At 38.4% G+C, this 23,202-nt stretch carries 21 protein-coding genes and 1 pseudogene; 7 read left to right on the top strand and 15 right to left on the bottom strand.

Going from position 1 to position 23,202, the window contains the following annotated elements; genetic code table 11:
- The 10 genes from cyoD to acnA all read right to left on the bottom strand — a co-directional run.
- The coding region (cyoD, locus tag ACFIQE_RS01080; protein ID WP_375707198.1) for a cytochrome o ubiquinol oxidase subunit IV at positions 1 to 497 on the bottom strand (497 nt) is incomplete at its 3' end.
- Complete coding sequence (locus ACFIQE_RS01075; protein ID WP_375706587.1) at positions 497 to 1,165, bottom strand: cytochrome (ubi)quinol oxidase subunit III; 669 nt, start codon at positions 1,163 to 1,165, stop codon at positions 497 to 499. The genes cyoD and ACFIQE_RS01075, both read right to left, overlap by 1 nt.
- Positions 1,162 to 3,180 (bottom strand): cytochrome o ubiquinol oxidase subunit I, encoded by a 2,019-nt coding sequence (cyoB, locus tag ACFIQE_RS01070; RefSeq protein WP_375611433.1) that lies wholly within the window; start codon positions 3,178 to 3,180, stop codon positions 1,162 to 1,164. Before cyoB ends, ACFIQE_RS01075 begins: the two co-directional genes overlap by 4 nt.
- A 76-nt stretch (positions 3,181 to 3,256) precedes the next feature.
- A complete protein-coding gene (gene cyoA, locus ACFIQE_RS01065) occupies positions 3,257 to 4,228 on the bottom strand; it encodes a ubiquinol oxidase subunit II (RefSeq protein WP_375620837.1) in 972 nt (323 codons plus the stop codon).
- Between the two features lie 130 nt (positions 4,229 to 4,358).
- Positions 4,359 to 4,811, bottom strand: a complete 453-nt coding sequence (gene aroQ, locus ACFIQE_RS01060; protein WP_375611431.1) for a type II 3-dehydroquinate dehydratase — start codon at positions 4,809 to 4,811, stop codon at positions 4,359 to 4,361.
- Positions 4,812 to 4,865: 54 nt separating this feature from the next.
- Complete coding sequence (gene recF, locus ACFIQE_RS01055; RefSeq protein ID WP_375611469.1) at positions 4,866 to 5,999, bottom strand: DNA replication/repair protein RecF; 1,134 nt, start codon at positions 5,997 to 5,999, stop codon at positions 4,866 to 4,868.
- A gap of 20 nt (positions 6,000 to 6,019) precedes the next feature.
- Entirely contained in the window at positions 6,020 to 7,141 is a 1,122-nt protein-coding gene (gene dnaN / locus ACFIQE_RS01050) for a DNA polymerase III subunit beta (RefSeq protein ID WP_375707197.1), read from the bottom strand.
- 186 nt (positions 7,142 to 7,327) lie between these two features.
- Positions 7,328 to 8,899, bottom strand: a complete 1,572-nt coding sequence (gene dnaA / locus ACFIQE_RS01045; RefSeq protein WP_375611430.1) for a chromosomal replication initiator protein DnaA — start codon at positions 8,897 to 8,899, stop codon at positions 7,328 to 7,330.
- A gap of 701 nt (positions 8,900 to 9,600) precedes the next feature.
- Positions 9,601 to 9,867, bottom strand: a complete 267-nt coding sequence (gene rpsT, locus ACFIQE_RS01040; protein ID WP_375620840.1) for a 30S ribosomal protein S20 — start codon at positions 9,865 to 9,867, stop codon at positions 9,601 to 9,603.
- Positions 9,868 to 10,104: 237 nt separating this feature from the next.
- A complete protein-coding gene (gene acnA, locus ACFIQE_RS01035; RefSeq protein ID WP_375639699.1) occupies positions 10,105 to 12,792 on the bottom strand; it encodes an aconitate hydratase AcnA in 2,688 nt (895 codons plus the stop codon).
- A gap of 294 nt (positions 12,793 to 13,086) precedes the next feature.
- On the opposite strand from acnA, the gene ccmA reads away from it, so the two are divergent.
- From ccmA to ACFIQE_RS01010, 5 genes are read left to right on the top strand one after another with little or no spacing between them, the layout of a single operon-like run.
- The gene (ccmA, locus tag ACFIQE_RS01030; protein ID WP_375629253.1) at positions 13,087 to 13,698 is read left to right on the top strand and encodes a heme ABC exporter ATP-binding protein CcmA; all 612 of its coding nucleotides are present in this window, start codon (positions 13,087 to 13,089) and stop codon (positions 13,696 to 13,698) included.
- A gap of 11 nt (positions 13,699 to 13,709) precedes the next feature.
- Positions 13,710 to 14,375, top strand: a complete 666-nt coding sequence (gene ccmB / locus ACFIQE_RS01025) for a heme exporter protein CcmB (protein ID WP_375611427.1) — start codon at positions 13,710 to 13,712, stop codon at positions 14,373 to 14,375.
- Between the two features lie 46 nt (positions 14,376 to 14,421).
- A complete protein-coding gene (locus ACFIQE_RS01020; protein ID WP_375611426.1) occupies positions 14,422 to 15,201 on the top strand; it encodes a heme ABC transporter permease in 780 nt (259 codons plus the stop codon).
- Positions 15,189 to 15,440, top strand: a complete 252-nt coding sequence (locus tag ACFIQE_RS01015) for a hypothetical protein (RefSeq protein ID WP_375612828.1) — start codon at positions 15,189 to 15,191, stop codon at positions 15,438 to 15,440. The genes ACFIQE_RS01020 and ACFIQE_RS01015 overlap by 13 nt, the downstream gene beginning before the upstream one ends.
- Positions 15,415 to 16,008 (top strand): DsbE family thiol:disulfide interchange protein, encoded by a 594-nt coding sequence (locus ACFIQE_RS01010; RefSeq protein WP_375620841.1) that lies wholly within the window; start codon positions 15,415 to 15,417, stop codon positions 16,006 to 16,008. The genes ACFIQE_RS01015 and ACFIQE_RS01010 overlap by 26 nt, the downstream gene beginning before the upstream one ends.
- 706 nt (positions 16,009 to 16,714) lie before the next feature.
- Here the strand turns inward: ACFIQE_RS01010 and ACFIQE_RS01005 are convergent.
- From ACFIQE_RS01005 to ACFIQE_RS00995, 3 genes are read right to left on the bottom strand one after another with little or no spacing between them, the layout of a single operon-like run.
- Positions 16,715 to 17,695: an Hsp33 family molecular chaperone gene (locus ACFIQE_RS01005; protein ID WP_375620842.1), complete on the bottom strand. Its 981-nt coding sequence runs from the start codon at positions 17,693 to 17,695 to the stop codon at positions 16,715 to 16,717.
- 36 nt (positions 17,696 to 17,731) lie between these two features.
- Positions 17,732 to 18,667, bottom strand: coding sequence for an ornithine carbamoyltransferase (gene argF / locus ACFIQE_RS01000; RefSeq protein ID WP_375629244.1), 936 nt, complete (start codon positions 18,665 to 18,667; stop codon positions 17,732 to 17,734).
- Positions 18,664 to 19,878, bottom strand: coding sequence for an aspartate aminotransferase family protein (locus ACFIQE_RS00995; RefSeq protein ID WP_375707201.1), 1,215 nt, complete (start codon positions 19,876 to 19,878; stop codon positions 18,664 to 18,666). Before ACFIQE_RS00995 ends, argF begins: the two co-directional genes overlap by 4 nt.
- A 486-nt stretch (positions 19,879 to 20,364) precedes the next feature.
- On the opposite strand from ACFIQE_RS00995, the gene ACFIQE_RS00990 reads away from it, so the two are divergent.
- Positions 20,365 to 20,901, top strand: a complete 537-nt coding sequence (locus tag ACFIQE_RS00990) for a GcrA family cell cycle regulator (protein WP_375617530.1) — start codon at positions 20,365 to 20,367, stop codon at positions 20,899 to 20,901.
- 529 nt (positions 20,902 to 21,430) lie between these two features.
- Positions 21,431 to 21,679 (top strand): annotated as a pseudogene (locus ACFIQE_RS00985) (Arm DNA-binding domain-containing protein); the annotation flags it as partial.
- Between the two features lie 136 nt (positions 21,680 to 21,815).
- On the opposite strand, the gene ACFIQE_RS00980 reads toward ACFIQE_RS00985, so the two are convergent.
- Together ACFIQE_RS00980 and ACFIQE_RS00975 are read right to left on the bottom strand one after the other, a co-directional pair.
- Entirely contained in the window at positions 21,816 to 22,406 is a 591-nt protein-coding gene (locus ACFIQE_RS00980; RefSeq protein WP_375611420.1) for a Smr/MutS family protein, read from the bottom strand.
- A gap of 52 nt (positions 22,407 to 22,458) precedes the next feature.
- Positions 22,459 to 23,151, bottom strand: a complete 693-nt coding sequence (locus ACFIQE_RS00975; RefSeq protein WP_375620844.1) for a Tim44/TimA family putative adaptor protein — start codon at positions 23,149 to 23,151, stop codon at positions 22,459 to 22,461.
- Between the last annotated feature and the right edge of the window lie 51 nt (positions 23,152 to 23,202).

Here is a 23,202-nt window from a genome sequence, read left to right as displayed (position 1 = left end):
CCAGGTGCTTGATCTACAGGAGTTTGCGTACTTGCACCTTGCTCCATCGAAACCTCTGAGCCCTGTATCTTTTCTGGCTGTTTTCTTACGGAGATATCTTTGTTTGATAACTGCTCAGACACTGAAGAATCATCTCTACTTGATATTTCCGGTTCAATAACACGTCCTGAACCACCCATCATATTATAATTCAAATGAGAAATAGCCCACCAAGTTCCCCCAATAATAACAAAAACGCAAATAGCAGCAAACCACAACGCGCTTAAATTCCACTTGGCGTCTGGACCAGAATTCAAGTGCAAAAAGAAAACAATTTGTACTATAATCTGAATAATCGCCATCCCAATAAGATACGCAACCTTTGTACTAACTGCCCAACTTTCCATCATTCCATACATCACAGGAATAAAAGAACCCAAAGTGAAAAATACAGCTAGAATAAAACCAACCAAATAGGAACCAGTACTGGGACCATGTGTTTCATTTTGCACGCTCATCACAACGCTCCTAATAGATAAACCATGGTGAAAACACCAATCCATACAATATCAAGTAAATGCCAAAAAATGGAAAGACATGCTAAACGTGTTTTATTGTTCTGATCCAAGCCATTACGACGAAGATGAAAAAACATCACAACCATCCAAAGAAGGCCAACACTTACGTGAAGTCCATGGGTGCCAACCAAAGCAAAAAATGCTGACCAATAAGCAGAGAGAATTTCCCGTCCAAAAAGCTGTAAACCTGTTGCAGGATCAATACCCGCATAAGCATTTGGATCAAAATAAAAAACCTCACTCAAAAGTTCATGAAATTCGTAAAGTTCCATACCAATGAAGCAACACCCCAATACAAAGGTAATAGCCATCCATAAACGCACACCACTGATGTTATTTTTATGTGCTTGTACCATTGCAAAGCCATAAGTGACGGACGAAAACAACAAGAAAGCAGTCTCAACCAAAACAAACTTTAAATCTATAAACTCACTGCCCGCTTTACTACCACCATAAGAAGCAGAAAATACAGCAAAACTTGAAAACAGTGTCGAAAACAGGATTAAGTCTGAAAGAATATAGACCCAAAAACCAAACGTCATTACCGAGCTACTATCGTGGTGAAGTTCATCTATAGTACTCGCGTTATTCATTGTTACAGCACTCATACTGTCACTCCTTGTTCTTTAAGAACAGCCGTAAAGGCATCTTCAGTTTTTTGCACTTCTTCAGCTGGAATATAGTAACCATGATGATCACCTGTTAATGAATGACACACAAGCGTTGCAATAAAACCAACCAGTCCAACCGCAACAAGCCACCAAATATGCCAAACAAGCGCAAAACCAACAACTAATGAGAAGAAGCCAGCAATAATTCCAGCCGATGTATTCGATGGCATATGAATTTTTGTAAATCCACTTGTCGGCCGTTGATAACCACTTTTCTTCATATTCCAATAAGCATCATCAGACTGTATCTTTGGAAGGAGGGCAAAATTATAAGAAGGAGGCGGTGAAGAGGTAAACCATTCAAGTGTACGTGCATCACCCCAAGAATCATTTAATGTTACCGGTAAGTGCCCTTTATGCTTAATACCGTACCAAATCGCCAAAACAACCTGTAGCACAAAACAAAGGATACCAAGTAAGATAATACAAGCACCCAATGCAGCAATAATAAACATCGGCTGCCAACTAGGTTCCATGTAATGCTGCAAACGACGCGTCGCCCCCATTAAACCAAGCGCATAAACGGGGAAAAAGGCAAGGTAAAAACCAATAAACCAACACCAAAAAGATGTAATACCTAGTATGCGATTTGGTTTATAACCAAAAACTTTTGGAAACCAAAATGCAATCCCTGCTAAGTACGCAAAAACCACACCTCCAATAATTGTATGATGGAAATGTGCTATCAAAAAGAGCGAATTATGAAACTGCCAATCAGCAGGAACAATAGATAATAAAACACCTGTTAATCCACCACCAACAAATGTAAAGATCATACCCATGCACCAAAGCATAGGAGGCTCAAAGCGAATCCGACCTCTATACATCGTAAGCAGCCAATTAAAAACTTTTACACCGGTTGGAACTGCAATAATCATCGTAGCAATACTAAAGAAGGTATTTACAGCTTCACCCCCACCCATTGTGAAGAAATGATGTCCCCAAACAAGAAGCGAAAGAATCAAAATAACCAACATGGCCCATATCATTGAAGTATAACCAAAGAGGCGTTTTGAAGAAAAAGTTGATACAACTTCAGAAACAATTCCAAAAGCAGGAACAACCAAAACATAAACCTCAGGATGACCAAAAACCCAAACATAGTTAATCCATACCATCGGATTTCCGCCACCAACATTGGTAAAGAAATTCATGTTCAAATAACGATCACATGCCAAGAGTGCAAATGCTACAGCCAAAACAGGATAAATGACTACAATAAGAACATTGCTGACAAAAGCACTCCAACAAAAAATAGGCATTCTCATCATTGTCATTCCAGGAGCACGCATTTTAATCATCGTTGCAATAAAATTCACTGATCCCATTGTTGTTGCAATACCAGAAAGCTGAAGTGACCATAAATAATAATCTACCCCTGTATCTGGACTCGTTTGCAATTCTGTAAAAGGTGGATACATCAACCAACCACCACGACCAAAATTCCCAACACCTAGGGATATGTTAATCAATATCGCCCCTGCAGCCGTAATCCAAAAACCTAGATTATTTGCAAAGGGAAAAGCAACATCACGCGCACCAATTTGAAGTGGTATAAGATAATTAAAAAGACCAAATAAAATAGGCGTGGCCATGAAAAAAATCATGATCGTACCATGCGCCGAAAAAATTTGATCAAAATGCTCAGGGGGCAAATAACCTGCTGTTTCACTCCCAAGAGCTAAAGCTTGATGCGTTCGCATCATAAGTGCGTCCGCAAAACCGCGAACAAGCATAATAATTCCAAGAACGATGTACATAATACCTATGCGTTTATGGTCAACCGTTGTAATCCAATTTCGCCATAGAATCCCCCACCACCCAAGTACTGTTAGAGCAATAACAGCAATTAAACCAACCAAAACAATCGCAATACATGTATACAAAACGATCGGTTCATGTGCAAGCGCATGAAAAGCACCTGCCGTAGGATCTGTAAGTCTTCCAAACATTTCTCAACCCATTTCAAATGAAATTCAAGTTTAAAAGAAACCTTTGTTAAAAGGGCTCTTTACTTTATTGACTCTGTTAAATAACATCAGGATCAAATACTGAACATAGTGCACCCCATAGCGTCTGAGCAGCAGCACGTTTCATTAAATCTTCATTACATACCGTCTTTTCATCGATACATCGATTAACAACACGATAGTAAAGCCGCTTCTCAACAGGTGCAAAATAACGAACTTCAGCATCTTTTTCCTTCGCAGCAATATCACCCATACGAGGCGCAATAGAAAGTTGACGATAAGATGAACGATCAAGTACTCGACCATTAGCCCGAGCTTTTACAATCCAATCCTCAAAATCCTGCAAAGACACAGAATGCCACTTAAACCGCATACCCGAAAAACCATCACCACTATAATTTGCTGAGGCTCCTTTGAATACTCCTTGCTCTTCAGCGACCAAATGCAACTTAGCATTCATCTGCGGCATAGCGTAAAGAACTGTACCCAATTTGGGAACCCAAAAAGCATTGACAGAATTCTCTGACGTCAATTGCAATAAAACTTGACGTCCTTCAGGCGCATAAATCTCATTAATCGATGCAACACCATATTCAGGATAAATAAAAAGCCATTTCCAATCAAGAGCAACAGCATCAATCTGTAATGGCTTTCCTTCACCTACAACTTCCACTGGAAGAGGATTTGTAGGTTCAAGCTTATAGGTATAATAAGCTGTTAATGAACCTAAAACCATTACAATTACAACTGGAATACCCCACATCAATGCTTCAATTTTATTTGAATGTGCCCAATCAGGAGAATAGTCCGCTTTCATATTCGATGCACGATATTTTATAGCTAAAAATACCACACTTACCATAACTGGGATAACAATACAAAGCATCACCACCACACAAACAACGATCAAAATGAGCTGTTGACGTGCAACATAACCTGATGGCTGCATAACATCAATTTTACAACCAGACAAAAGCAGTGCTCCCCCTAAAATCACAAGCATTTCTAATTGTCTAACAAAGCTTTTCATCTCTATTTACCCCCGTCATACGCACTAAAAACTGTCATAAATATATACCTCACATTGTACAGATTTGAAAATAATTATCAAGAGAATTAAATGCCTATATTACTCTTATTAAACGCTTACTCTTTACCTATCACAATTTAATTGTTTTGCTTAATTGTTTTGCAATATACTCAAGTGCAAACCGATATCCATCACCTCCACACCCAGTTATGATAGCGTCTACACCTGCAGATGTATAAGAATGGTGACGAAAAGCTTCACGCTGATAAATATGAGATAAATGAACTTCTACTTTCGGCCCTGAAAACATTTTTAGGGCATCAAGAAGTGCAACAGATGTATGACTGTAAGCCGCTGGGTTAATGATCAATCCAGAACTTGCCTCTATTGCTTCTTGTATCCATGCCACTAATTGCCCTTCATAGTTACTTTGATAAAAATTTATTATAATATCATTTTTTTTTGCCCATTCTCTGCATCTTTTTTCAATATCTTCTAGAGTTTCAGTTCCATAAATTTCTGGCTCACGTTGACCTAGAAAATTTAAATTAGGACCATTTAAAATCGTTATTATCTCTGACATAGCAAGCCTTTTCTTTCAGACCTATCACTTATTAAAAAAATATTTAGCATGTTTTTACGGCAATAAAGCTCCATCCTTAATCTCAAAGAATTCTGCGCGTCCTTTTAAGTCATCAAATAAAAGACGATCTGTTCCTGTCATAAATGTTTGTACAGCTAAATCATCAAGAATATCAAATAGAGCAGCACGTCGATGCGAATCAAGATGGGCAGCCATTTCATCAAGAAGAAGAATGGGAGATCTTTCCGACATCATACCTGTTAGACGTGCATGACACAAAACTAAACCTGTTAGCAGCGCTTTTTGTTCACCTGTTGAACAAGATGTTGCTGCTCTATTTTTATCAGCATAAAAAACCTGCAAATCTGCACGATGTGGTCCTTCTAACGTCCGACCAGCAGCACGATCCATTGCGCGATTATGCCGCAATCGATCACAAAATTGTTCTTCAACTTCAGTTGCTGATATTTCACTAAGAGCTGTTTCTAAAAAACCATCAATTTGCAAAAAAGCTCGTGGAAAAGGTATCTGTGAAGGCATTTGTGTAAACATGTCATTTAAAAGACGAATAACATCAACACGCGCCGCAGAAATAGCTGTCGCCAATTCTGCCATTTGCTTTTCTAAAGCATCAAACCAAGCACAATCTTCATTTCCATCTAAAAACAAACGATTACGTGCGCGCATAGCTCTATCATAATCGGCTATGCGGCGCCTATGCAAGGGATCAATCGCCAAAACCATACGGTCCAAAAAACTACGGCGCTCAAGTGAAGGACCTGTAAAAAGACCATCCATAGACGGTGTTAGGACACTAATATGACAATAATCTGTTAGGCAATCACTCGACTCATTCACACCATTAATATGGACCTTTCGACTGTTATCGCTAACCTCAAAAGCTGTACCAATCTTTACTTCACCATAAAGAGCGCATTCAAGACGCGCAAATACAACAAATCCTCCACCACCACCATCTACAAAACTAACGTCAGAATAAACAGCACGCCGCAAACCACGACCAGGAGAAAGAAAAGATAACGCCTCTAAAAGATTCGTCTTACCAGCACCATTATGCCCAGTAAAAACCACATGCTGACCAGAAAAATGAATATTGAAAAAAGAATAATTGCGATAACGTAAAAGCTTCAGCTGCCTCACTGCCACTTTGTGCACATGACTGGCTATGCATTGCAAAACAACTGCCCCTAAACGCGAATAGGCATCAGTACATAGAGCACATCCGCATCATCATTATCACGAATCAGAGCTGGTGCTCCAGCCTCAGCCAACATAAAAACCATCTCATCACTTGAAAGCTGCCCAGCAATATCCAAAAGATAACGTGAATTAAATCCTATCTCAAGCGGTTCAGATGCATAAGTTACTGATAATTGATCTTCTGCACTGCCCGAATCTGGGCTATTAACAACAAGCCTTAACTGTCCATGCTCAATCGTTAATTTAACTGCACGCCCCCGATCACTTGAAATCGTTGAAACACGATCAACTGCAGAAGAAAAGTCCTGCCTATTAACAATTAATTCTTTATCATTTCCAAGAGGGATAACACGTTGATAATCTGGAAATGTTCCATCAATTAATTTTGATGTAAAAATCACAGAGCCTATAGAAAAACGAATTTTTGTCTCCGAAAGCTCTATACATACATCGCTATCATTTTCTTCTGAAAGAAGTTTTTGCAATTCTCCTACAGCTTTACGGGGAACAATAACACTAGGCATTCCTTCAACTCCCGAAGGAGCTTCCATCTCAACTTGTGCCAAACGATGACCATCAGTTGCAACCAAACGCAATTTCAAAACACCATCATTAATAATATGGAAATAAATACCATTAAGATAATAACGGGTTTCTTCAGTAGAAATAGCAAATTGTGTACAATCAAGTAAATGTTTTAAGCCTGATGCCGATAGAGAAAAACGATAACCAAATTGCCCAGGAAGCGACTCTGGAAAGTCTGCCCTCGGAAGACATTGAAGCTGAAAATGTGCACAACCCGAAACAATGGACATTGTACCTGCTTGATTCTCATCGAGGGATAATACAACTTCATTGCTATCAGGAAGTTTTCGAATGATATCATAGAGCAAATGTGCCGGAACAGTTGTTGCTCCAGCTTGTTTAACATTAACTGCAAAAGATTCCATAACCTCTAAATCAAGGTCTGTTGCTTTTAACTGTACACGGCCATTTTCTGCATCAATCAACACATTCGATAAAATAGGAACAGTATTACGGCGCTCTACCACACGGTGAACCCGACCAAGAGACTTGAGAAATTGACTGCGATCAACTGTAATACGCATAAAAGCCCCGTATGATTTACTAAAAACTATAAGAATTCCTTAGAATTAAAGAATAGATCCCTTTAGAGAATCGCCTGCTAGAGTTTATTAAACCTCTCTTAAAATGGCAAGTCACTCCTGCATAAGAAAAAATAAATCTTTTCATTAAATTCTTTAAAGTCTCTCCAAAGAAAGAAACGATAAACACTATACAGCCTGTTCTCCAATCAACCGCTTAAGCAACTCAAGTTCCTTAGCCAAGGTCTGATCACCACAAACCAAATCTTCAATTTTACGCACAGCGTGTAAAACTGTTGTATGATCTCGCCCACCAAAACGGCGCCCAATTTCTGGTAATGAGCGAGGAGTTAATACTTTTGCTAAATACATTGCAACTTGCCGTGGCTTCACAACCGTACGTGTTCGACGATTAGATAACAAGTCCTGTTTAGAAACATTATAATGGCGTGCTACCGTACGCTGAATTTCTTCAATCCGAATACGCTTAGGTTCACCAGGACGTGTCAAATGACCTAATAATTCATCAATCCGCTCTAAAGATAAATCAGACTCAAAAGATTGACGAAACAAGAGCTGATTAAACGCACCTTCAATATCACGCCCCGACCCTAAAACCGTTTTCGCAATATATTCCAAGATATCATCAGAAATTGATACCATGCCATCATCTTGTTGTGCCACCTTCAACCGCTGGCGCAACATTTGCAAACGCATTTCATAATCTGGTGCTTCAATTTCAAGAGCTACCCCTCCCTGAAGACGAGAGCGAACGCGAAGATCAAGCGATTCTAATTCTGCTGGTGGACGATCTGCAGCGACAACAACCTGTTTTGCACTATCAAGTAACATATTAAGCAAATGGCAAAACTCATGTTGTATCGACTTACCCTGCAAAAACTGCATATCATCAATAATCAAAAGGTCGATATCACGAAGCTGTTCTTTAAAAGAAAGAGCATCATTATCACGAATAGCTGTTGCAAAACGCCACATAAAATATTCAGCAGTTAAATAAATAACGCGCGCAGACGTTAAACGCTTCAATGCAGAAGCAGCAATCGCTTGAAGCAAATGTGTTTTTCCTAAGCCAACAGATGCGTGAATAAAAAGAGGATTAAAACGTAAGGCACTTTTATGCCCCTCTGCAATGGAACGCGCAGCTGCTAAAGCAACACGATTAGAAGCCCCCTCAACAAAACTTTCAAAAGTATAGCGAGAATCAAGTGGAGATCCAAAAACTCCCGTTTGAGAATTCTTAACTGAATGCTCTGCGCAACTTTCAACAAAAGATGAAGTCGCCTGCTCCTCTAGCACAACAGGAGGAACACTTCTTTTACAAACGACATCTCTTGAAACGCGTTCCATACCACGAACAATAACTTCAACACGAAGAATTGCTGAATTCTCTTGTTTCCATAAATGAGTCAAAAGAGAACCATAGTGATTATTAATCCATGAACGTAAAAAAGCAGTAGGAACAGAAAGCTTTACAAGAGTATGACTATATTCAGCAAGCTTCACACGTCCAAACCAACTGGTATAAGCCTCAACACCAACCTGCACCTTTAATTGCGCCATAACACGTATAAAAGCCGCCGCACTTTCCTCCTCTGAAACAATAGAATGCCCTATAGAAGCATTTCTACAAACGTTCTCATCACTTTCCGTCATCCTATTCTTTATTATGTTCTCTGCCGACAGGATATTTACCGAAACCCTTTTAAAGGAACTAGCTTTAGAGTTCAATTTATCCACCATCTTCCATCCTGATAAAAATAAAATTTTGTCCTGCCAAACAACTAAAATAAATCTAGCGAAGGCAAAACGCCCTACCCCAAATAAGATTACTCACCCTCCCCTAGGATAGCCTCATCACAACCCCACTAACAAAGATGACCAATAAGATTTATTTGCACTCATGATATGACCCACCCTTCTAAAATGGTAAACATATCCATTAAGAAAACTAAAAAACCGTCAGAAAACCTCTCCAACACAAAAGTTTCGAAAAGCCTAAATCAAAACATCTTGTATTCAACAAAATACAGAATAATGCGCTGATGTGACCCCTTCATGCTTCTTAGTCTTCATAAGAACCATACAAAACAGCAGAGGTAAAATGCAAGAGGTCAAAATAAAATCAAAAAACCCAAAAAAAATGCTTATATTAATGAGGACTGAAAAAAATATTGATTCAATTCATTTTTTTTCTCTAAATTTACCAATAATTAAAGAATCTCTTCAGATTTAAAAAAAAAAATAAAATGCTTGACAAAAAAGACTCTGTACAAATCCACAAAGCTTGTGGATAACCATACCTCCCCCTATAAACTTTCTCTCCTTTTTCAAGTGGAGAATCATTATCGATTCTTATTTTCAATAGAAACTTTTTGAAATAATAAACAAAAAGCCAGCATCCTCATGGATACTGGCTTTGTTCTCAATTAAAGGAGAAAAGCTTAAACGCTGAGAGCCTTCAAACGTTTAGCTAAACGTGATACTTTCCTCGCAGCAGCATTTTTATGAAAAATCCCTTTAGAAACTGCACGCATAATTTCAGGCTCAAAATTCTTAAATGCAATCTCTGCAGATGCCTTATCGCCACCCGCTAAAGCGTCATCAAACTTACGTATAAAAGTACGAACGCGTGAACGGCGGGCCTTATTAACCTGTGTGCGCGCCGCAACCTTGCGCACCGCTTTTCGAGCAGAAGGTGTATTCGCCATAAATATAATCTCTCTTTCAACACCTTGGTAAAATGAGTCTCAATAACAACTCTACCAATATAAATAAATCCAACCCAAGCAAAACTATAAAGCTGCCTATAACCGTGTGGATTATAGCGCAATCCTAAAGCTAACGTCAATTAGATTTTCAAAGATAGCCATAAAAAAACGAAGCTAAACTCTTTGATCCGCAACTTTATAGCTTAATAATAGATATTCCTTAACAAACAAAAGAATTTAAACGGCTAACTTACGCAAGACATATTGCAAAATTCCACCATGATGCAAATAATCTAGCTCATCTTCAGTATCAACACGGCATAATAATGGAACGGTTTTTACCGTACCATCAGAAAAAGTAATTTTCGCTACAGTCTTTTGACGAGGTTTCAAGTTATGAATCCCTTCAATTGTCACCTTTTCATCTCCCTTTAAGCCTAAAGATTTCCAACTTAGCCCCTCCTCAAAGACAAAAGGGACAATGCCCATACCAACAAGATTAGAGCGATGAATCCTTTCAAAAGACTGCACAATCACTGCTTTGACACCAAGAAGATTGGTTCCCTTGGCAGCCCAATCGCGGGATGATCCATTACCATATTCAATACCTGCAAAAACAACGAGTGGAATACCTTCTTGTTTATACGCCATTGCTGCATCGTAAATAGTTTGTTCTACCGCTGACGGATAATGAACCGTATAACCTCCTTCTCGACCATTTTCCCCTAACATGAAATTACGAATGCGAATATTGGCAAAGGTCCCACGCACCATAACTTCATGATTCCCACGACGCGTTCCATACTGATTAAAATCAGCCACTTTAACACCATGATCCATTAAATATTTTCCGGCAGGAGAAGCTGCTTTAATAGAACCAGCAGGAGAAATATGATCCGTCGTGATTTTATCACCAAATAAACCTAAAATCCGTGCATCTTTAATATCTGGTAAGATATCAGGTGTTTTCTGCATATCATCGAAATAAGGTGGATTGCGTACATAAGTGGATTGCTCATCCCAAGAATAGGTAGAACCCGTAGGAATCTGAACTTTTTGCCAATTTTTATCTCCCTTAAAAACATCTGCGTACTTTTCGGCAAAAACCTTCCGCGTGACATTTTTTTCGATAAACTCCTGTATTTCTTGAGAAGTTGGCCAAATATCTCTCAAATAAATGGGGTGGCCATTTGAATCTTCACCTAGAGGCTCCTTGGTTAAATCTTTACACACCGTCCCGATGAGCGCATGTGCAACAACTAACGGTGGTGAAGCTAAATAATTCGCTTGCACATCAGGGGAAACACGCCCTTCAAAATTACGATTTCCTGAAAGAACCGCAGATGCAATTATACCATTGTCATTAATCGTTTTGGAAATAGCTGGATGCAAAGGACCAGAATTCCCAATACATGTTGTGCACCCAAATCCTACTAAGTTAAATCCTAATGCATCTAAATCTTTTTGCAGACCCGAATTTTGAAGGTAAGCTTCAACGACTTGTGAACCAGGTGCAAGAGAAGTTTTTACCCATGGTTTACTCCTAAGACCCTTTGCCACAGCATTTCGTGCCAAAAGACCCGCAGCAATAAGAACACTTGGATTCGATGTATTCGTACACGACGTAATCGCAGCGATCACCACATCACCGTGACCAAGCGTATATTCTTCACCTTCAACCTGATAACGCTTATCTTGTCCAGAAGTCTTCTTATAGTCTTCGACCAATGCCTTCTCAAAACCCTGCCCAACATTTTCCAATGCAATACGTCCTTCAGGACGTTTAGGACCAGCCATAGAAGAGACAACGGTTCCCATATCTAATTCAATTGTATCACTAAAAATGGGATGAGCCACCATTTCATCATGCCACATCCCTTGTGCTTTGGTGTAAGCCTCCACTAAGGCAATCCGACTTTCATCACGCCCTGTCATATTGAGATAACGCACTGTCTCCTTATCAATTGGGAAAAAACCACACGTTGCTCCATATTCAGGTGCCATATTTCCAATCGTTGCCCGATCAGCAAGCGTCATATGCTCCAAACCAGGACCAAAAAACTCAACAAATTTACCGACAACACCCTTCCGACGTAGCATTTGGGTCACCGTTAATACGAGATCGGTGGCTGTTACACCTTCCTTAAGTTTACCTGTTAGACGAAAACCAATCACTTCAGGTAACAACATAGAAACAGGTTGGCCTAACATTGCTGCTTCTGCTTCAATACCACCAACACCCCAACCTAAAACCCCTAAACCATTTACCATAGTCGTATGCGAATCAGTTCCCACACAGGTGTCAGGATAAATCGTCTCACAGCCCTCTTCATTCTTCATCCATACACATTGTGCTAAATATTCTAAGTTAACCTGATGACAAATCCCTGTTCCTGGAGGAACAACGCGAAAATTTTGAAAGGCTTGTTGCCCCCATTTAAGGAAACGGTAGCGTTCACCATTGCGTTCATATTCATGCTCAACGTTTTCCTTAAAAGCCATGGAATTGCCAAAAGCATCAACAATAACTGAGTGATCAATGATGAGATCAACGGGAATGAGAGGATTGATTTTTTCAGCGTTACCACCAAGTTTAACCATAGCATCACGCATTGCAGAAAGATCAACAACTGCTGGAACACCTGTAAAATCCTGCATAAGAACACGTGCAGGACGGTAAGCAATTTCTGCCCCAGCGCTCCCTTTGTCGTTTAACCACTTAGCAACATTGAAGATATCCTCTTTTTTAACTGTGCGACCATCTTCGAATCGCAATAAATTTTCGAGAATAACTTTCATCGAAAACGGTAAACGAGAAACACCTTCAAGTCCGTTCTTCTCCGCTTCAATCAAGCTATAATAAGTATATTCTTTGCCACCAACATTTAATACTCTACGACAATTAAAGCTATCAATTTGAGTCATGACTGTCCACCCTCATACTATAACCACCCAATTTCCAGGAATGAACAACACAAACTACGAGTCAAGGTCGCAGCTTGAGCGCAGACGCAATTACCTCCGCCATCCATTTCCCCTCCACCCTCTAGGCATAATGCGGAAATCAGCGCCAGAAACCATTTTACACCAGATATTGATGCAAGGTATCCCTTATAGAACTATTTCTAGAACTATTCTAGGTACAATTGCATAAAAAATGTGTTTTTTATTCTATAATGCAATAAAGAATATGAAAATAAAAACAAAATAGGCAATCACATGGTGTTATCAGGCAAAGATTTAGCCGCTTACAGAAACGAGGAAATTCTGTTTCAAGGTCTTTCTTTTTGTTTATTTTCACAGCAACTTATGACAATCACCGGTCCTAATGGTATCGGAAAGTCTACATTACTCCGAATCATTGTCGGTCTTCTTGAGGCTGCTGAAGGTTATATAATACTTAAAGACCATGATCAAATATACCCTGTTGCAACTGCTTGTCATTATCTTGGTCCTCAAAATGCTATGAAACCTCTCTTATCTGTTATTGATAATTTGCAATTTTGGGCAGATTTTTACGGTCAACATTTACGTTTTGCGCATGAAGCTCTTGCCGATATTGGTCTTTCTAACCTTGAACATTTACCCTTTAACGCTCTGTCAACTGGACAACAAAGACGCGTAGCTATTGCTCGCCTTTTGCTCTCCTATCGTCCTCTTTGGATTTTAGATGAACCAATATCTGGGCTTGATAACCATGCTCAAAAACTCCTTGCTCGTATTTTCCAGCGTCATCTCAATCAAGGTGGTATGATTATCGCTGCAACTCATAATTCCATAGGCATTCCAGAAAACCATAAAATCGCTCTGGAAAAATTTTTACCTCTCTAGGAGAGAATAAAATGAAAGCACTGTTCTGGCGTGATCTTAAACTATTATTAGCGCTACAAGCCACTTCACTAACAGGATTATTGTTTTTTATCGCTGTTGTTGTCATAACCCCCTTTGCCATTGGACCAGATCCCAAAACTCTTGCACAAATAGGACCAGGTATATTGTGGTTTGGGGCCCTTCTTGCAGGACTCCTCAATCTGAACAAACTTTTCCAAATCGATCGCGATGATGGTAATCTCGACCAATTTATCCTTTCAGGAAAAAGACAAAGTTTTACACTAATTGTCTTTACAAAATGTCTTGCCCATTGGGTAGGAACAATGCTTCCTCTTATTTTTGCCACACCTATTTTAGCCCTCATGCTCCATTTAGATGTAGTAATAACTTTTACAACAATACTTACCCTTTTATGCGGAACACCAGCTATTATTTTTATTGGTGCTATAGGCGCTGCACTCGCAACCTCATTGTTGCACAGTACTTTGCTTATTTTTATCATTATCTTGCCGTGGATCATTCCAATTATGATTTTTGGTGTTTCCGCTGCTACAGCCCCAATAAACCCAAATACCTCTTTTCTCACTTCTCTAGCTCTTCTCAGCGCTTTTTCACTTCTTTTGAGTCTCTTTAGCTCTTTTGTTGCTGCGATAACGCTTAAACTTTTATCAGAATAATAAAAGATGATTGCCGCATAGCAAAACTCTGCCTATTATGAATTTTATGAATAAACTATCTCGTACATATAAAATCAGGTTACTCCCTGCAAGTTTCACCCTTTTCATGAAAATAAGCAGAGTCGTCTTACCTTGGTTGGCCGGCATAACATTGTGTTTCCTTATCTTAGGGCTTATTCTAGTGATGCATTCCCCTGATGACTATCAACAAGGCATTACTGTTAAGATTATGTACCTTCATGTACCCTTTGCGTGGTTGTCTACATTCTGCTATGTAACGATGAGTGCAGCGGCTTTAGGAAACCTGATTTGGAAATATCATCTTGCTGATGTAGCACTTAAATGTGGAGCGCCTATTGGGGCAATTTTTACCGCCTTGGCTCTCATGACAGGAGCGCTTTGGGGGCGACCTACATGGGGAACATGGTGGGTTTGGGATGCACGATTAACATCAGTTTTAATTCTGCTTTTTATCTATCTCTCCATTATCCTGCTTGGGCGTGCTTTTGACAACCAAGTAAAAGCCGCTCGTGCTACTGCAATTCTTACACTTGTTGGATTTGTTAATATCCCTGTTATTAAATTTTCCGTTAATTGGTGGAATACATTGCATCAACCAGCATCATTGTTACGTGCTGGAGGATCAACAATCGACAATGCTATGTTATGGCCCCTTATAACAATGCTCTTTTGTTTCATCTTTATGTTTATTGCTCTTTATTTGATGGCTATGCGAAATGAAATCAATCGTCATTATATCCGAATACTTCAGATTAAAAAATCCCGTCGTGCACAACAACAGGACGCTTCATCATGCTCGACCTAAATGGCATCCACGGCGGACTTTTAGGAAATCTATCTCAGAAAATTGATTTTTTCCTGAGCACCCTTAAACACGAGCAAATTGTTGTTTTAAGCTATGTGCTTTCTGCAATATCCCTCTTATGTCTTATTGGATATATTCTTTGCAAAGCCCTATACCAAAAAAAAATTCTCCAACAGCTAAACAAAAAAGAGCTGTCCCAAAAAGAAAAGTATAATGAAAAACATCCCTCTAAAACTTAAAAAAAATATATCTTTACCTGTTCTGCTTGTTTTTTTTGGACCATTTGTGCTTTTTCTTCTTCTCATGATGTTTTTTTTCAACTTTATGGATAAAAAACACCTTCAAGATTCTTCTCTTCTCCCAAACGCATTGGCTGAAAAACCTGCTCCCAATATTCATCTTCCTCTTCTTGATAAAGAAAGTTATCTCAATTCAAAACAGTTTAAAGGACGTGTTACATTGGTCAATTTTTGGGGCTCTTGGTGTTTGCCCTGTCGCGAAGAGCATCCTATTCTTATGCAAATTGCACAAGATAAACGTTTTGATCTGATTGGTATTAATTACAAAGACAATAAAACAAACGCCCTGCGCTTTTTAAACAGTTTTGGTAATCCTTTTAAATTTATTGGCTTTGATGTTTCAGGATATACAGCTATTGACTGGGGGGTGTATGGACCACCAGAAACCTTTCTCTTGAATAAAGAGAGTATTATTATTGCCAAACATGCTGGTCCCTTAACATGGCAAATTTATCAAAAAAAAATTCTACCAAAAATTGAACAAGCGATTATGACAGAAGACAAATAAAATATCGACATATTGATTTTAAATAATTTTTACCATTTTTATCTATTAAATGAAAACACCGAATACTATGAGATTTTTTCAAATTTCTTTATGTTGAATTAAAAAAATGTTTAAGAAAAGGCTAAAAATACTTTTTATGAATCATCTAAATATGAAAATAATTGGCAATATTTTAAGTTGAAAAATATAATAATGCAGACTTGTAAGTAAAAACATCCAGTTTTACCACGCTATGTATGCCGTTTTATAGAGCACCACCATTTTTACGCTTAATATAAATAGCAAGCTATTATCACCACACATTTTGCCAGCTCTTGGGTATTACGACATAGCCTTGGCACTTGAGACGATTCAGAAGGATTTTTACACCTTTTTTCGTGTTTTACCCCCACGCCAGCTCTGCTTGTAACGTGCAAGCAAGTGATTTTAATTGATGCAATATAAAAGAGATTTGCCATGAGAGAACTTTACAATATTCTGGACTCTCATTCAACATGCAAAACGATAAATTACTATTATAAATCAATATATTGAAGGTACTGTATGATATTAATACTGATTGCAAAAGAAAGATCATTGGCATACATCGAAAAAAGCTAAAGAAAGAAATATTCTAGAAGTTCATATGAGCTTATGCGTAAACTTTTATGACGCAAATAAAATAGGCTTTTGTTGCAATCATCATTTTTTAATGAAAAATGTTTGATTATGTTTTTTCTTCCAAAAATTCTTGCGCTGTAAAACGATACATTTTTGAGCAAAATTCACATGTAACTGAAATATATTTATTTTGAACCATTTTATTGCGTTCATCAATAGAAAAGCCTTCTAGGATTCCTTTAATTTTTTCGTGTGAACAAGAACATTGATCAACAAGAGAAAAAGGGTTAAAAACTCTAACACCTTGTTCATGAAAAAGACGGAACAAGAGCTGTTTACTACCGACCTGGGGATCCGTTAATTCTGAACTTTCAATCGTTTTCATGAGTATTTTAGCTTCCTGCCATTGGTTATCCAATTGGATATGAGTTTTCGTTTCTTCTCGCTTGTGATGAGACGATGATTGGGGCAAAAGTTGGGTCAAAATACCTCCAGCTCGCCAGCTTTTCTGCGGTTTTCCTTGTTGGTCACGATTAATTAATATAGCAACAGCCAAACGGATATCGGTAGGAATTTGTTCTGATTGATCAAAATAAATACGAGAAGCTTCTTGTAAATTTGATCCATCTAATGCAACTATCCCTTGATAAGGTTGCATATGGGGACCTTGATCAATTGTGAAAGCTAAAGTGCCTTTTCCTAAAAGTATTTCTGAAGAGATTTGATTATTGTCTATGGCTTGTTTAAGCTGTTCCTTATCAAAACGAGCGTATCCACGTAAACTGGAAGGAGGCGAAAAATCGCACACCAACATATTAACTGGTCCATCGGAATGAGTTTGTAAAATAAATTTTCCCGTAAGTTTTAGAGAAGTTCCAAGCAGAACCGTTAAAAGTAAAGCTTCTGCTAGAAGATAAGAAACCGGTTCAGGGTATTGATGTCTTGTGAGAATAGAATTTAAAGTTTCCCCAAGTTGTACGGCACGTCCACGGATATCAAGTTCTTCAACTTGAAAGGGAATAACACTATCATCTTCATGCAAGAAGTTGTTGTTGAGAGAGGCTTCATCTTTAGCTTGTTCACTCATAGCTTTGCCTTTTTTATATAATTTGTTGTAGGGAGGCTATTGTGGAGAGAAAAACGCATCTTGTAAACACCAAGAAAGAATTGCTTTTTGAGCATGAAGACGATTTTCAGCCTCATCGAAAACAACGGAGTGCGGTCCATCAATCACAGAATCAACCACTTCTTCACCACGATGAGCAGGAAGACAATGCATAAAAAGAGCATCAGGTTTTGCTAATTTCATGAGAGATTCATTGACTTGATAAGGCTGAAAAATAGAACGACTGCGAGCACGAAATTCTTGTCCCATGGAGACCCATGTGTCGGTCATAATACAATCAGCATCTTGAGCTGCTTTTTGGGGATCATGGGTTAGCATAAGATGTGCTCCTCGCTCACGTGCCCAATGTATAAATTTTTCCTGTGGTTCACTGCCCTTTGGAGTAGCAATACGCAAATGAAAACCAAAAAGAGCTGCGGCTTCAATTAAGGAATGGAGCACATTATTACCATCCCCCATCCACGCAAATATTTTACCAGAAATAGGCCCCCGATGCTCCTCATAGGTTAAGATATCTGCTAGAATTTGGCAAGGATGTGTATCATCTGTAAGGGCATTAATGACAGGAATTTGTGCATATTGTGCCAATTCAAGCATACGTTGGTGTTTCGTTGTTCGCAATATCACAATATCCACAAAACGGGATAAAACGCGCGCCGTATCAGCTATGGTTTCACTATGACCAAGTTGCATCTCTGAACCCGTGAGCATGATCGTATCTCCGCCAAGCTGGCGCATACTGATATCGAATGAAATACGGGTTCGTGTGGATGGTTTTTCAAAAATCATCGCGAGTGTTTTACCTATAAAAGGTTTTGAACCTTTTCCTGCCTTAAAAGATGCTTTAAGAATTTTTGCATAATCAATCAGTGCACGTGCCATTGCTGGCGTTAAAATGGATAAATCCGTGAAATGACGAAGAGCATTTGTCATATGTGTGATATTTGTCTTTCTTTATTTATTTGCGAAAGATAGGAAATTGCTTTTTCAATACGATGCAAACTTTCATCTATTTCTTCTTCCCTAATGATAAGAGGAGGCAATAAGCGCACAACATTGTTGTTGGCTGCAACGCTTAAGAGATATTCATTTTCCAAAGCATTAACGACAAGATTTGAAGGCACAACACATTGAATACCCAACATAAGCCCCATCCCCTGAACTGCGCAGATAATATCAGGATAGATATTGAGAATGTGCAAAAGCCCATTTTTTAGTTTATCACCCATGCGCTGAACATGGATGAGAAAACTTGGCTCTAACAAAACATCAAGAACACTATTTCCTACAGCCATTCCAAGCAAATTTCCTCCAAAGGTTGATCCATGCGTTCCAAGTATCATACTTTTTGCAACTTTATCCGTTGCAAGGCAAGCGCCCAATGGAAATCCACCTCCTAGTCCTTTTGCGAGGGTAAGAATATCAGGCGTGACATCACTCCATTCATAAGCAAAAAGCTTTCCTGTTCGTCCCATGCCCGTTTGCACTTCATCCAAAATCAACAACAGACCATTATCATCGCATATTTTACGCAAAAATCTTAAATATTCATGAGAAACCGTTCGTATTCCTCCTTCTCCTTGAATAGGTTCAATAAGAATAGCGGCGGTATTTTTATTAATAGCGTTACGCAAAGCGATTTCATCACAAAAAGGTACTTGAATAAATCCACCAGCTTTAGGTCCAAAGCCTTCAAGATACTTTTCATGCCCAGTCGCAGCAAGTGCAGCAAGTGTACGTCCATGAAATGCCCCTTCAAAAGTAATTATTTCAATGCGTGCTGAATGACCAGTAGCATAGTAATAATGACGTGCCGTTTTGAATGCGCACTCCAATGCTTCAGTGCCTGAATTGCAGAAAAAAACCTTATCCGCAAAACTATTTGCACAAAGCCGCGTGGCAAAAGATGCTTGTTCAGGAGATTGAAAAATATTAGAAACATGCCAAAGTTTTTCAGCTTGTATCTTGAGCGTATCAACCAATTTTGGATGTGAATATCCTAATGCATTAACAGCAATGCCAGATGTGAAATCAAGATAATGGTCTCCTTTATCGGAAATAAGCCATACACCATGCCCCTGTTCAAAATGCAAATTTCGTCTTGCGAAGCATTCATAAAGTGGTTGTATAGAGACGGCATCCATCATAATTCCCTTTATATTTTAGTCTTTTCAATATATATATAAAGCAACACTACAAATAAAACAGCATGGTATATTTCGTTACGGTGCTTTCAACATTTCATTACGATTAGTGATTACACCTATAGAATAGATCATTACACCAATTGAAAAAAAGTCAATGAAGGTTCTACAAATAAGCATTTTGGGAAAAAGCCTTAAACAAAAGTGAAAGTTTAACCTATGATTGATTTGCAAGTTGGGGAAAACATTCTAAATAAACTCTTCAAGAGGTAAAGACTCTTGTCATAGAGTGAGTGCATATTGTAATTTACAATATAATAAGCAAGATGATGTGTTTTGATTTGTAAATCCACAGGTTGGATGATTTTTTTATGCTCACGTAGAGTGTAAAGTTCTTTCATTCAGCGTAATGAAAACATTATTTAAACATTTGAAGATGCAACGGGGGAGAGCATCTTAGTGACGTAATCGGAATGGAGTGCTGGTATGGGTTGGACATGTGAACGCGTTGAGCTTCTTAAAAAGCTTTGGAGTGAAGGGTTAAGTGCAAGTCAAATTGCTGCTCAATTAGGTGGGGTCAGCAGAAATGCAGTCATCGGCAAAGTACATCGATTAAAGTTACCAGGACGTGGTAAGACAGCACAAGGAAGCACGCGTGCGCAAAAAACTCCCGTGGGAAGTAGCAGCCCATCATCTCCACGTGTGCGTCGCAACACATCCACGGTATCGCCAATAAACACATCATCTGTAAGTATTGAAGAAACCGCTTTAAAGACAGAATTTGTAGTGGAAGATGTAAAAGAAGTTGATATGTCCACAAAATCCAATGTAGTTGTGCCTATATCACGTCAACTTAATCTTCTACAATTGAGTGAAAATACATGTAGATGGCCGGTTGGCGATCCATTATCAGCAGATTTTCATTTTTGTGGTGCAGATTCTGATGAAAATAGCCCCTATTGTGCCTTTCATGCTAAGCTAGCATTTCAACCAATATCTGAAAGACGTCGGATAAGAGTGTAATATCCTCAATTGAATCTCGTATTCTACGCCTTCTGCGCTTCGCTATTAAATTTTAATTATCGAATTATTATGAGAAAGAAATTTAATGGAGCTTTTAATAAATGAAAAAATTTCTTCATGAAACTATTCAACGAAACTGTATCTTTTGGTGCTATTGCGCAGCTGTGTGTTGTAAAGTTATATTCCTGTTTATTTTCACAATTTTCTTTAATTTAGTTGTACTGCTTTTAACACTATCCATAGTGACATCTTTTGAATAAGCTAGTTTCTCAATTTCTCATGTTTTTATTCTTCGTGTATTTATATAGAGTAATGCTGTGGTTTATAAAAATAATTTATCGCTTTGCAACCTGAATGAGATCCATTTATATCTCTCTCATTTTAAGTCCTCTTATATTGAAACAATCAAAATCTTTTGTTTGGGCGTCACGAGCGAGATGAGAACTGTAGAGAGTTAAAAACACTTAAAGAAAAGCATGCCTCTTATAAATGCTTTCAAGTGCCAAGGACTTAAAGGGTTGTTGCAACATTGGGAGATGGCAAAGTGTATGATGATGCCAGATTGCCCTTTTATTAAGTATAAAGATAGGGGGTGCTTCATGGATTTATCATTATACTCTTCACGGATGCCGTCGCAAAATAGGCTTGGGAGCGTTGAGAGATGTTTCTTTAAAACAAGCCTGTGAATATATGCAATTCAATATCATTCTGTTTTGCGTGAGGGATGTGCCCCGTTAAAGAATGCGATAAACAAAAGCGTGAAGCAATACGTAGAATGTAAAATAATATCTTTATAATTTTTTATAAAAAATTATAAAGAAGGGAATATTGTATTCAAGGCTCTTACGAAATATACAAAAACAATAAATTATAAGTATAAATAATTATAAAATCTAAGAGCGACCACAATAACATCACTTTCCTTCTCCCGACACAAAACGGCGCAACCAAACATAAAGCGCACCTTCTCCGCCATGCTGACGCGCTGCTTGCTCAAACGCGTGGACATAGTATCGAAAAGCTGGTGTTGATAACCAATACGGAACAAATCTATACAAAGCTCCATCGCTCCCAACGGATCGTCCTTTTCCTGTAATCACAAGGACATAACGCAATCCTCTCTGCTGAGAGGACTGTAGAAATTTTTTTAAGAAAAAATAAGCTTCTTCCTGCATATAACCATGGAGATCAAGACGCGCCTCAAGAGGACAACGACCTTGGGAAATTTTACGATATGCAACATGATCAAAGAAATGAATCTTTTGTGCTTGTGTAACTGACCTCTTTTCTCTTTTAATAATTGTCGAGGGTTGTTGATTTTCCTGAGACAATGAGGAGATTTGAGTTACAGGCTGTTTTTTATCATTAATATTTGCAATAGTTTCTGAAGCAGAAGAGAGCATCTTACCGTGAAGCGGTGTTATCGTACGACAAACCATCTCCCATAAAAGACGATCTTGTGAAGCCAATAAATCTCTTTTTTGTCTCCATTTACTTGAGGACATTTTAATTTCTCATAAATCATTGAATGCTTATGGAAGAAAAACAAAAAGTATTTTAATTTTCATTTTCTGTAGCAAAAAGCTTCCAGTTGGGATCTGACGATAAACTATTGCGAACAAAAGTCCAAATATCCCTGATTTCTACAATAGCATCAGGATCACCGTCTATACGCTCGCCCTGTTCATTATAAGTAACAGAAATCATCTCACTGACAATACGTATCGTTAAAAGTTCATCTTTTTCTTGTATTGCCGCCGCAACAAATTCGGCCTTATTAATTCCAACAAAAGTGAATTCTATTCTTTCTTTATTTTTTTCTCGTTGCTCAATAGCCATACAAAAGCTCTCAAAAACATCCTGACAAAGCAAGCTTTTAAGTTGATTGCGATCACCTTTGGCAAAAGCTGTTACAATCATTTCATACGCAATTTGTGCACCTTTTATAAAAAGTTGAGGAGAAAAATGAGGATCAATTCTATGCAATTCCCGCAAATTTTTATTCAAAACACTCCCCTCCGGTGAAATTTTATCAATTTCACTAAAGTCGTCTTTTTGTGAATTTTTCTGATGAGGGAACGAAACAATATTATCAGCCGTTTCTGCTTCAACTTGTTTTTTAGAACGTCGTGAATAAGGATCAAAGGGTGGCTTTTCAAACCCAATTCGTTTCCCTAATACATTACGGAGTTGCACAAAAATAACAACCATAACAACAAGAGCTATGACAAGTATAACGTCAAATTCCATAGGCGCTGTCAATCTCCAAAGCTTAAGTCTCTAATAAACATTGCAGTCAAT

Origin of the sequence: Bartonella sp. AA1HLJMS, from assembly GCF_042197445.1 — a bacterium.
Lineage (GTDB): Bacteria > Pseudomonadota > Alphaproteobacteria > Rhizobiales > Rhizobiaceae > Bartonella.
The sequence above is the reverse complement of the archived record's forward strand: the minus strand, read 5'-3'. Positions and strand labels throughout refer to the sequence as shown.